We start from the raw sequence: 12,747 nt of genomic DNA on the forward strand, positions 1-12,747 counted from the left end.
GCCCGCCCCCGGCGAGATCGACGCGACCGCTGCCGCCGAGCTGAACAGCGGCGTGCCGCTCAACCGCCGGCTGGGGGTGAGCGAGACGGTGGCGCTGACGCAGGGCGAGAAGGCCACCATCCTCGACGCGCAGGCATTGCAGCTGAAGGGAACGGCGCTGCGATTGCAGGGCGATCTGCCCGGCGCGCGAACGGCGCTCGATGCGGCGCTGGCGCAACTGGTGGCGGTACGCGAAGGCCGGGTCAGCTCGATCACCCGCCTGCGCGCGCAGACACTGGCGGAGCAGGCCGCCGTCGCCGAAGCGAGCAACGACCAGCCGCGCGCCGAGGGCCTGCTGCGCCAGAGCGTGCTGCTGCTGGAAACCGAATATCCGCAATCCGCCGCGCTCAACGCGGCCAAGGCGCGGCTGGCCGGCTTCCTCGGCCGGCGCGGGCAGGTGCAGCCGGCGCTGACGCTCTACAAGGAAGTCGTCACCGCGATGACCGCGAGCGGCGCCGGCACCACCGGGTTCGAGAACCTGCTCGCGCCCTATTTCGCGCTGCTGGCCCGTCAGATCCCGAGCCAGCCGGCGCTGGTGGAAGACTTCTTCCTCGCCAGCGAGACGCTGGTGCGGCCGGGCGTGGCCAATACGCAGGCGGTACTGGCGCGCGAGCTTTCGGGTGGCAGCGACGAGGCGTCGCGGCTGTTCCGACAGTCGGTCAACCTCACCCGCGATATCGAGCGCAGCCGCATCGAATATGCCCGCCTTGCCGCCCTGCCCGCCCCCACGCCGGACGAGCAGCAGCGATCCGCCCAGATCGCCACCGCGATCGAGGCGCTGGCGGCGGATCAGGTCGCGACGCAGGCCAGGCTCGGGCAGTTCCCCCGCTACCGCGCCATCTCCACCCAGGCGATGACGCTGGCCGACCTGCGCAAGGCGTTGCGGCCGGGCGAGGCCTATTACAAGCTCGCTGCGATCGGCGACGCGCTCTACGCCATCTTCGTCACCCCCGACGACGCCACCGCCTATCGCACCGGCATCGGCACCAAGGCGCTCGAGCGCAAGGTGGACGCGCTGCGCGACACGATCTCGATCGTGGAGAACGACCAGCCCGTCACCTATCCGTTCGACGTGAAGCAGGCGCGCGAACTCTACATGGCGCTGATGCAGCCGATCGATGCGAAGCTGGCGACGGTGAAGAACCTGATGTTCGAGCCGGACGGTGCGATGCTGCGGCTGCCCGCCAACCTGCTGGTGATGGAGCAGCCGGCGGTCGATGCCTATCTCAAGCGGATCGCCGCCGATCCGAAGGCGGATACGTTCGATTTCCGCGGCATTCACTGGCTGGGCCGCGATATCGACGTGTCGACCTCGCTCTCCGCCCGCGCCTTCCGCGACGTCCGCAATGCCGCGCCGTCCGCAGCACCGCGGGAGTATCTGGGGCTCGGCCACAACCAGCCGGTATCGCCGCTGGTGCAGCTGACCTCGACCCGCTCTGCCCCCACGCGCGGCGGGATCGATTGCGACTGGCCGCTGGCGGCGTGGAACAACCCGATCGCCGCGACCGAGCTGAACACCGCGCAGTCGGTAATCGGGCGCAACTCGGCACGCGTCATCACCGGTGCCGCTTTTTCCGATACCGCGCTGCTGGCCCAGCCGGATCTGAACCAATATCGCATCCTCCACTTCGCCACCCACGGGCTGGTGACGGCGCCGCGGCCTGAATGCCCCGCGCGCCCCGCCCTGCTCACCTCGTTTGGCGGGCCGAAGTCGGACGGGCTGCTCACCTTCCGCGAGATCTACGACCTGCGGCTCGATGCCGACATCGTGATCCTGTCCGCCTGCGACACCGCCGGCAAGGCGACGGTGGCGGCCACGCGGGAGGCAGGCGTGACGGTGGGCGGCGGCGACGCGCTGGACGGACTGGTGCGCGCGTTCATCGGTGCCGGCGGGCGATCGGTGCTGGCGAGCCACTGGCCCCTGCCCGACGATTACGGCGCGACCGAGCGGCTTATCAGCGGGCTGTTCAACGCCAAGCCCGGCACCAGCATCGGCGAGGCGATCCGCGCCGGACAGGACGTGCTGATGGCCAAGGCCGAAACCTCGCACCCCTATTACTGGGCGGGCTTCGCGATCGTGGGCGATGGCGCGCAGCCCGTGCTCAAGCAGCGATGATCGCCGGCCGTTGAGCAGGATGGCGCCGGAGAAGCACGCCGCCGGCGGTGGGGGCACGATGTTCGCCACCGCGCGCGAGACGTTGCGCCGGATCGGGCCGGTGCGTCTGGCCGGCACCGCCCTGTTCCTGCTGCTCGCCGTCTTCTTCGCGCGGACGAGCTGGGATCTGCCGCTGGCGCAGGATGTCGAGCGGCTGCTCTACGACGTGCGCGCCTACCGCAGCGCGCCTACCGTGGATCAGGACGATCGCATCACGATGGTGGTGTTCAACGACCAGACGCTGATCGAAACGGGCCGACGCTCCCCGCTCGATCGCGTCACGCTGGCCAAGGCGTTGCAGCGAATCGACTCACTGCACCCCAAGGCGATCGGGATCGATATCCTGATCGACCAGCGCACGCCCGAGGATGCGCAGCTGATCGCCGCCTTCAAGACGATGAAGACGCCGACCTACCTCGCCTTCGTATCGGCCGAGACGAACCCCGACTTCGTCGAATACGGGCAGGAGGAGTTCCTCCGCGCCTTCCAGAAGTCGATCGCGGGCGGGGCGGTGAAGCCGGCAAGTGTCCTCTTCCAGTCCGACCGGACGGACAATGTGATCCGCAACTGGCCCGAGCAGCCCGCCAGCCTGCCGCCGCTGCTCGCCAACAGCCTCAGCCCGCTGCACCCGGAATTCCGCAAATATACCGGCGCCATCCGCTTCCGCACGCCGACCGATCCTGAACGGCCGGTGTTCAGCAAGCTGCCGGTGCAGTTGTTCACCGGCGACATTCCGGCCGAGGCGTTCCGCTCGCAGATCGAGGGGCGTTACGTGCTGCTGGGCGGCGACATCTTCGACCTCGACCAGTTCGAGACGCCGGCGACCCGTACCCGGGGCGGCACGATGATCGGGCTGGAAGTGCACGCCCACATGCTGGCGCAACTGCTCGACGGGGCGATGTATAGCTCCATCGCGGGCTGGGCGCTCTGGGCGACGGCGCTGCTGGTGGTGGCGGCCGGCGGCATGACGAGCATGATCGAGGCGCGCCCGTGGCGGCTGGCACCGCTGCTGCTCGCCCAGCTCGCCGTGCTGATCTTCCTGCCCTACTGGGCGCAGGCGCGCGGGATCGATACGCAGCAATTGCCGGTGTTCGGCTGGGCGGCGGGGTGGATCATCGCCTTCGCCGCAGTCGGCACGGCCTCGCGCTCCGTCACGGCGCAGCAGCGGCACTTCGCGCAGTCGGCGCTCGGCCGGTATCTGCCGCGCGACGTCGCCAATCTCATCATGCGCGACCCCAGCCAGCTGTCGCTGCACGGCGAGAAGCGCGAGATCTACGCGCTGTTCACCGATCTGGAAGGCTTCACCAAGCTGAGCCATGCGATCGAGCCGGAGATGGTCGCCCTTTTGCTCAACCGCTACCTCGACATGCTGAGCGCGGTGGTGCTGAAACATGGCGGCACGATCGACAAGTTCGTCGGCGATGCGGTGGTGGCCTTCTGGGGGGCGCCGATCGCACGGGCGGACGATGGCGAGCGCGCGGTGCAGGCGGCGATCGCGATGTACGAGGCGGGCGAGGCGTTTCGCCGTTCCGCGCCAGAGGGCGTGCCGCCGATCGGCTGCACCCGCGTGGGGCTGCACCGGGGCGATGCGATCGTCGGCAACTTCGGCGGCGAGGGGCGCATCCAGTACACCGCGCTGGGCGACAGCATGAACCTGGCCGCGCGGCTGGAGGGAGCCAGCAAGCAATTGAAGACCACGGTGCTGGTGAGCGAGACGGCGGCGGCGGGCGCGAGCTTCGTCGGCTTCCGCCCGATGGGCCGGGTGGCGGTGCGCGGCCGTTCGACCCCGATCGCGATATTCGAGCCGCGCGCCGATCTGCCCCCCGAGGATGTGTCGCGTCTCACAGCGTGGGTGCGCCAATTCGACGAAGGTGATCCTCAGGCGCTCGAAGAGATCGGGCGATACAGTCGGGACCATCCGGATGATGCGGCAGTCGCCAATCTGGTGTATCGTCTCGGCAAGGTGGGACCAGGAGGTAGCTTTGTCTTGGAATAGCTTCGTCAGATCATCGGCCATGCCGATCGCGCTCGCGATCGCAGGGGGTGCCGGTCTTGCGGCGGGCGCCTCGGCCGAAACCCTCGTGGTGCGGTCGAGCGGCCCGTCGATGAAGGCATATCCGCCGGGCAAGGCGCTGGCGGACAGCGCGCGGATCGTGCTGAAGCCCAACGATCAGGTGGTGATCCTCGACGGGCGCGGCACGCGCACGCTGAAAGGCCCCGGCACCTTCAGCCCCACCCTGGCGACGGATCGCCCTGCCGACCTGCGCGCCACCTTCGCGGATGTTTCCGGTCGCCGGGCGCGCCCGGGGGCGGTGCGCGGCGTGACGGTAGCGAACACGGCCACCGCGAAGAGCCCGAACATCTGGTTCGTCGATATCGGTCGCAGTTCCACCCAGTGCGTCACCGATCCGGCGCGGGTGATCCTGTGGCGGCCGGATCGCGCCGGCGAGTCCACGCTGACGATCAGCAGCGCGGCGGGCGGCAGCGCCACGGTGAAGTGGGCGGCGGGGGATTCCACCCAGTCGTGGCCGGCGACGCTGCCTGTGACGGCGGGGGCGAAATATCGCCTGAGCTGGCCGGGTGCGGCGGCACCGACCACGCTGACCTTCGCACTGCTCGGCCCCAACCCGACGACCGGGCTGGAAGGCATGGCATCGGCGCTCATCAAGAACGGGTGCGAGGCACAGCTCGATCTGCTGATCGAGACGGTTGCGATCCCGGAGGCCGTGTCGCCGGCCGGTTGAGCGGGTGTCGCGGTTGTTTGCGGCTTGAAAGAAACAGGCGTCGCTGATAGCGATCAGAGCCTGGAAGACAGTGGTCAGGACCGCGTCTTCATACATTCCGAGGGTCGCCGGAATGTAATTGCGTCGATCGGCAGGTCCGGTCGTCGTATCGGCACGTGCCGTCGGCACGCGGTGAACCAGGCGGCCCCCGTTTTCGACTTCGAAACCGAGGGCCTGATGGCACATCGCCTGCCCGCGCCGCGCCTGTGCAGGGGGTTGGTGGGGGCGTGACAATGATATCGTCGGGGAATCTCTCTTGCAGGCGCGGCGCGGGGTTTGCCGCGCTGGCGGCATCGCTGGCGGCGGGGGCATCGCCGACGATGGCGCAGGTCGCCGCGCAGGCCCCGGTCGCGCCGCCGGCTACGCGCGAGGAGATCCAGCGCGCGCCGATCGGCCCCGATACCCGCGCACCCTCCCGGCTCACCGTGGAGGGCGGCGTGGAACGCGCACCCTGCCCGCTCGCCGATCCGCGTTTCGCCGACGTGAAGGTGACGATCACCGCCGCGCAGTTCGACAATCTGCGCGTGGTACCGCCGGAGGCGCTGCGCCCGGCCTATGAGTCTTATCTCGGCACGCCGCAGCCGATCGCGGTGGTGTGCGAGATCCGCGACGCGGCGGCCACCATCCTGCGTCGGCAGGGCTATCTGGCGGCCGTGCAGGTGCCGGCGCAGCGGATCGACAACGGCATCGTGCGCTTCGACGTCCTGATGGCCAAGCTGGTGGCGGTGCAGGTGCGCGGCGACGCGGGCAAGGCCGAGCGACTGATCGCCGGCTATCTCGACCGGCTGAAGGAACAGCCCGCGTTCAACGAGCGCGAGGCCGAGCGCTACCTGCTGCTGGCGCGCGATCTGCCCGGCTACGACGTGAGGCTCACGCTGCGCCCCGCCGGCACCGCCCCCGGCGAGGTGGTGGGCGAGGTGACGGTGGTGCGCCAGCGCATCGCGGTGGATTTCAACGCGCAGAACTACGGCTCGCGCGATGTCGGGCGGATCGGCGGCTTGCTGCGCGCCGAGGTGTACGACCTGCTCGGCTCGGGCGACCGCTTTTCCGCCGGACTGTTTTCCACCGCCGACACCAGCGAGCAGCAGGTGCTTCAGCTCGGCTACGACCGGCGGATCGGCAGCGAGGGGCTGACGCTGTCCGGCCGCTTCACCTATGCGTGGACCACGCCCGATATCGCCACCGGCGCGATCCCGGTCCGTTCGCGCACGCTCGTCGCCTCGGCCGAAGCGAGCTACCCGTTCATCCGCACGCAGGCGCTGAACCTGCGCGGCGCCTTCGGTTTCGACTACATCAACCAGAACGTGCGGTTCCGCACCTCGCCGGTGTTCCGCAATCAGGACCATATCCGCGTGCTCTACGCACGCGCCGATTTCGACAGCATCGACCGGGCGAGCCTGAACAGCGTACGCGGCTATTCCGCGAGCGAGCCGCGCTGGCGGCTCGCCGGATCGCTGGAGGGCCGCAAGGGCCTCGACATCTTCGATGCGACCGATCCGTGCCCGAACAGCGCCTGCCCGAACACGCAGTTGACGGTGCCGAGCCGGCAGGAAGGCAAGCCCACCGCCGCGCTGGTGCGGCTGGCGGGTGTGATGGAATTTCGCCCCTCCCCCACGATCACCTTCTCGCTCTCGCCCCGTGCGCAATATTCGGGGCGCGCGCTGCTGAGCTACGAGGAGTTCTCGGGCGGCAACTATACGGTCGGGCGCGGCTATGATCCGGGGTCGATCATCGGCGACAGCGGCGTCGGCGTGCAGGCGGAGTTCCGCCTCGGCCGGATCACCCCGCAGGCGCGCGATGCCTTCGCCTTCCAGCCCTATGTCTTCTACGACAAGGCGTGGGCGTGGAACCGCAACCGCCCGTTCGTGCCGACGCGTGGCCGGGGGCCGAACCCGCAGGATCTGTCCTCGGTCGGCGGCGGCGTGCGCGCGGCCTACGGTGATCGCGGGCGGATCGACGTGTCGCTGGCCAAGGCGCTGGAACGCGGGCCGTTCCAGGCCGGGCGCAACGACGCACGCCTGCTCGTATCGCTGACGACGCGACTGGTGCCCTGGTCGCGCTAGAATGACGCCGGCGTGCCGGCGACCGAAGTCTTGCTTGTGAGGTAGAGTATGTCCGCCATCGGCTCCGCACCCCGTCCCACCGCCTCGCGGTCGCGGCGAACGCTGTTGTCGGGCGGCGCGGTGGCCGCCGCACTGGTGGTGACGGGCCATGCCGTGCCGGTGCGCGCGGCGGACGGCTACAACGCGACGATCTCGCTGCCGAACTCGGTCAACTATTCGGGCGCGACCGGCGCCAATCAGGCGCAGGTCCAGCTCACCAACCCGAACTCCGTCATCACCTGGCAACCGACCCAGGTCGGCGGCACCTCGGTCAACTTCCAGGATACGGGCGGCACCACCACCTTCGTCGGCCCGCGCGGGGCGAGCGACTTCATCGTGCTCAACCGCCTGCCCGCCACCGAAACGCGCAGCATTACCCTGAACGGCACCACCAACGGCGTGCTGTTCGGCGGCACCACGCCTGCCGGCACGATCTGGTTTGACAGCCCGGGCGGCATCTTCGTCAGCGGCTCCGCCACGTTCAACGTCGGCAGCCTGCTGCTCTCCACCAACGCGATCGGCTACAACGCCGCCTCCGGCTATGGCGCGGTCGATCCGAACAGCATCGTGTTCGGCGGCCCGGCCGGCAGCCAGTCCACCATCCGCATCGCCAGCGGCGCGCAGTTGCTCGCCAGCGGCGCGGGCTCGTTCGGCTCGAACTACATCGCGCTGGTCGCGCCCCGGATCGATCAGGGCGGGTTGGTCAGCGCCGCGCAGGCCGCCTACGTCGCCGCCGAATCCGGCGACATGACGATCAACTCGGGCCTGTTCTCGATCGCGATCACCAACGGCACCACCGCCACCTTCAGCGAGGGCCTCGGCCGGGACGGGATCGCCGGCACCGCCGACGACCTGACCGGCAACGATGGCGTGGCCGGCACCGCCGACGACAATCTGGGCGCGGACGGCGTTGCCGGCACGGCCGACGACGTGATCCAGAACGTGGCGCTGCGCCACACCGGCACGACCCGCCTGAACGCCGCCAAAGGCCAGACGAACCGCGCCTTCATGGTGGCCGTGCCGAAGAACAACGCGATCACCATGCTGGTGGGCGGCGCCGTCAGCTATGCGGCCACCGCCTCGGTGGTGGATGGCGCGGTGGTGCTTTCCACCGGCAACATCTCCGACGGTCTCACCCCGCAGACGGAGAACGCCAATCCCGGCGCCACGGTGGCCGGCAGCACCGACATCGTGTTCGGCGACGGCGGCTCGTTCACCTCGGTCTACGCCGCCAGCCGCAACAACGTGCGCACGCGCGGCGGGCTGACCGTGGCCGGCGACGTGAGTCTGTTCGGCAGCGACAGCGTGGCGTTCGGCGCGACCGGCGCGCTCAACCCCGTCTCGGTCAACCGGCGCGGCGAGGGCGGCGGCAATATCGCGCTCACCAGCTATCGCACCGACAGCGTCGGCAACCGCACCGGCGGCACCGCCTCGCTCTTCGCGCTCGACGACGCGCTGGTCTCGGTCGCGGGCGGTGTGACGGTGGACAGCAGCGGTGCGGCGCAGCCACGCTTCGTTCCGTTGGTCGTCGTCGGCCCGACGCAGGCCGAGGGCAACGGCCAGGGCGGCACGGCCACGCTCACCATCGCCGGATCGCGCATGACGATCGGCGACTCCCTGTCGCTGCTGGCGAACGGCACCGGGGTGGACGGCGGCGTCGGCATCGGCGGCACGGCGGCGATCGATACGACCAACGGCTCGCTGCTCGTCGGCAATAACGGGGCTGTCGGCGATCTCATGCTTTCCGCCTTCGGCCAGGGTGGCGACGCCAACGATGGCGGCGCGGGCCAGGGCGGCACCGCCGGCATCACCGCACGCGGCACCTATGTCGGCGGTCTCTCCAATTCCGTGCGCGTCATCGGCACCGCCACGCTGGATGCCTCGGGCGTCGGCGGGGGCGCGTTGAACGGCACCGGCGGCAGCGGCATCGGCGGCTCGGCCGTGATCGACCTGAGTGCCGCGACCGGCAGCGACGGCGTCGTGCGCGCGGCGTCCCTCACCCCCGCCACCACGCTGGCGCTGCTTGCCGGCGGCATCGGCGGCCAGCAGGTGATCGAATCGTTCGGCAACGCCAGCGGCGGCGCCGGCCGGGGCGGCATCGCCTCGATCGAGATGAGCGGCTCGGTCCTCGCCTCGTCCGGCGAGGCGCTCGCCGTCCGTCTCGACGCGAGTGGCACCGGCGGCGATGCGACCGATACGTTCGACGATCTCCTCCCCGGTACGGGCGGCGTCGGCGCGGGCGGGGTCGCGCGGTTCGTCGCGGTCGACGGCGTGAGCGACCTGGACCGTCTCTCGGTATTCGCGGCCGGCAGCGGTGGACGCGGAGCCTCGTCCTTCGGATCGGGCGAATCGGGGTATGGTTCTGCCGGTGGCGCGGGCGGTGCCGCCAGCGGCGGGCGCGCGGTGCTGAGCCTGTCGGACCAGCATATCCTTTTCCTCGCCAACAGCCCGGCCGAAGGCGTGACCGCTGCCCTGAGCATTTCCGCTTCCGCCACGGGTGGTGCGGGCGGCGACTCCCTTACCCTGGCCGGCGGCGCCGGCGGTGCGGGGCTCGGCGGCGTGGAGAGCGGCACGATCGGCACGGGAACGCTTGCCGGCGTGGGTGGCGCCTATGTCTCGCTGACCGACGCCACGGTCCAGCCCAACCGGTCGACGACCGCGCGCGACATCTCCCTGATTGTGGAGGCGAGCGGCACGGGCGGCACCGGCGGCGTCGGCGTCACCGACTACGGCACGGGCGGCGCGGGTGGCGGCGGGCGCGCGTCGCTGGTGGTGGTGGATACCGGCGGTTTCCGTGGCGAGACCGGCTCGTTCGTGACGGTTTCGGCGACGGGCACGGGCGGCGGCAGCGGGTCCGACCCGTCCGAAGGCAGCGACAATTCCGACTCGTTCGGCACCGGCGGCAGCGGCACGGGCGGCGGCGCCCTCACCCCGGCGGGCATCGTCACCGCCGGCGGTGCGACAGTCTCGGTACGCGGCGTCACCGGCAACAGCCTGGGCATCATTGCCGACAGCCTGTCGATCGATGCCAGCGGCACCGGCGGCGGCGGCAACCTGCGCGGCGGCGCGGCGCGTGGCGGCACCGCCGGGCTGGCGCTGGACAATGCCTCGATCGACAATGCCGGCGAGGGCGACACGGTCCTCACGCTGGCCGCAGACGCCACCGGGGGATCGCGCGTCAACGGGGCCGGCTCCTCCCTCGCCGATGCCGCCGGCGGCGACGCGGCGGGCGGCCGGGCAAGCATCGCCATCGCCAACGGGCCGACCAGCTTCCTCAACCCTGTCACGATCAGCGCCGATGCGACCGGGGGCGAACGGCTCGACCTGTTCGGGCCGGACTATGCCGGCGGCGCGGCGACGGGCGGCAGCGCCTCGCTGAACGTCACCGTCGGCGGCAGCGTCGCCTTCGATGGCGGTCTGACGCTCAATGCGCGCGGCATCGGCGGCGGGGGCAATTATCGGCCGGGCGGCGCCGCGACGGGCGGGTCCGCCACGGTCGTCACCACCGGCGGCGATATCACCGCAGCGGGCCTGACGCTGGCCGCGACCGCGAGCGGCGGCCGTTCGCGCGGCGACGACGTCAATCCGCACGATGGCGGCGCCGCCACCGGCGGGCTGGCCTCGCTGTCGATCACCCGCGCCGCCACCGGCCCGGCGGGCACCATCACCGTGACCAGCACCACCCTGCTCGACGCCGGCGCGGCCGGCGGCGTCGCCGAGGCGGGCTATGGCAACACGCCGATCACCACTGCTGCCGGCGGCGCGGCCTTCGGCGGCGGCTTTGCCAGCCCCAGCGTCAACCCCACCGGCGGCGTGATCGTCGATATCCAGACCGGCGTCGCCTCGCTCGGGGTGCTGCGGCTGAACGCGGCGGGCATCGGCGGCGATACGGCGGCCGGCGGCGCCACCGGCGCGGGGCTTGGCGGTCTCGCCAGCATCGGGGTCGGCACCGTCGGCCAAGCCGGCGGCACGCTGACCGCCACCGGCATCACGCTCGATGCGTTCGGCGAGGCGGGCGAGCACGCCTCGGCCTATGGCAATGGCGGCGCGGGCGCGATCGGCACCGGCGGGCGAGCCTTGCTCGGCCTCGTCGGCGGCACACTCACCAACACCGGCAGCCTCACCCTCGATGCGAGCGGCGCGGGCGGCGACGGCGACATCAACCAGTCGAGTTCCGGTGTCGGCCCCGGCGGCAACGGCGGCGCGGGCATCGGCGGCAGCGCCACGATCGATATCGCCAACGCGGTGCTGACGACGGGCACGATCACCGCACGCGCCGACGGCACCGGCGGCGACGGCGGCGCGGGCCAGTCGGGCGGCGACGGCATCGGCGGCATCGGCCGGGGCGGCGGTGCGGCGGCGGTCGGCACCCTGCCCGCGTCCGGTGGCACCGGCGCAGGCGTGCTCGTGGCCGGCACCACCGGGCGGATCGTGCTGCGCGGCAATCTGGACATGTCGGCCAGCGGCACCGGCGGCAGCGGTGGCACCGACTCGAACGACAGCCGGTTCGGCGCGGACGGAGCGCTGGGCCAGGGCGGCCGCGTCGCGGTCTCCACGCAGACCGGCGGCACGATCGCGCCGGACGAGGAGATTTCCGCCGACATCTCGCTCGTCACGCGCGGGCTGGGCGGCAACGGGGGCGGCACGTCTGCCGTCGGCAGCGATCTGCTGGTGCCGCGCGGCGGCGTGGGTGGCGGCGCGATCGGCGGGGTCACCTCGCTTTCGGCGGCGGCCGGAGGCGGCGTCACGGCGTTCAACGCGACGCTGGATGGCTCCGCGACGGGCGGCAACGGCGCGCCAGACGTGCGCGGCGGCGATGCCACGGGCGGCCGGGCGGATATCACCGCGGCAAGCGGGACGATCGATCTCCTCGCCATCGGCGACGTATCGCCGCTGGCCCTGCTCGACGTGCATGCCGCTGGCGGCACCGGCGGCGGATCGGCGACGGGCGGCGGCGCCAGCGTGATCGTCAGCGGCACCGGCCGTTATCAGGATGCCATGCGCGTCGATATCAGCGCCACCGGCGCGGCGGGCGCCAACGGCCGCTTCGGTGCATCGGCCACCGATGGCGGCGATGCGACGGCCGGAACCTTCATGCTCGACCTGGCGACGGGATCGGTCGAGGGGCTGTCGATCGACGCGTTCGCGCTTGGCGGGCGCGGTGGCGATTCGGTCGAGGAAGGCTATGGCGCCCTGGGCGGCGCCGGCGGTGCCGGTGGCGACGCCGATGGCGGCCCGATCAACATCAGCGTCGGCAACGGTGCGACACTGAACTTCGCCGAGGCCGGCCTCGCGGCGGCACGGACGGCGGGCAACGGCGGCAACGGCAGCCGTGGGGCGACCGGCGCCACCGGCGCGCGTGGCGCCGACGGCACCCCGACCAGCATAAACGGCGGCGCGGGCGGCACTGGCGGCACCGGCCAGGCCGGCGGCGCCGGCGGGCGCGGGGGCACTGCCACCGGCCTGGCCCTGCTGCTCACCGCCGATCGCGGCGCTATTTCCTTCACCGGTCGGGAAGGCGCGTCGATCGATCTGACCGCGCAGGCCGGCAGTGGCGGCATCGGCGGGCAAGGCGGCACCGGCGGCGCGGGCGGGGGGGGGGGGCACCCCCGCACCAGCGGGGCGGGGTGTCTCTTTTACACATCTCCGAGCCCACGAGACATCTCAA

Annotated in this window: 5 protein-coding genes; all 5 read left to right on the forward strand. The window is 71.5% G+C overall.

What is annotated here, in order from left to right; all coding sequences use genetic code 11:
* Nucleotides 1–2,155, forward strand: a 2,155-nt coding sequence (locus tag FOY91_RS18250; protein ID WP_145154993.1) for a CHAT domain-containing protein, incomplete at its 5' end; no start/stop codon positions are given.
* A gap of 19 nt (nucleotides 2,156–2,174) precedes the next feature.
* A complete protein-coding gene (locus FOY91_RS18255) occupies nucleotides 2,175–4,190 on the forward strand; it encodes an adenylate/guanylate cyclase domain-containing protein (RefSeq protein ID WP_238995787.1) in 2,016 nt (671 codons plus the stop codon).
* A gap of 19 nt (nucleotides 4,191–4,209) precedes the next feature.
* A complete protein-coding gene (locus FOY91_RS18260) occupies nucleotides 4,210–4,938 on the forward strand; it encodes a hypothetical protein (RefSeq protein WP_145154995.1) in 729 nt (242 codons plus the stop codon).
* Nucleotides 4,939–5,210: 272 nt separating this feature from the next.
* Nucleotides 5,211–7,040 carry a ShlB/FhaC/HecB family hemolysin secretion/activation protein gene (locus FOY91_RS18265; RefSeq protein ID WP_145154997.1) on the forward strand — a complete coding sequence of 610 codons (1,830 nt, stop codon included), beginning with the start codon at nucleotides 5,211–5,213 and terminating at the stop codon, nucleotides 7,038–7,040.
* A 48-nt stretch (nucleotides 7,041–7,088) separates the two neighbouring features.
* A partial coding sequence (locus tag FOY91_RS18270) for a beta strand repeat-containing protein (protein ID WP_145154999.1) occupies nucleotides 7,089–12,747 on the forward strand: 5,659 nt, incomplete at its 3' end.

This window comes from Alterirhizorhabdus solaris (assembly GCF_007785815.1).
GTDB lineage: Bacteria > Pseudomonadota > Alphaproteobacteria > Sphingomonadales > Sphingomonadaceae > Alterirhizorhabdus > Alterirhizorhabdus solaris.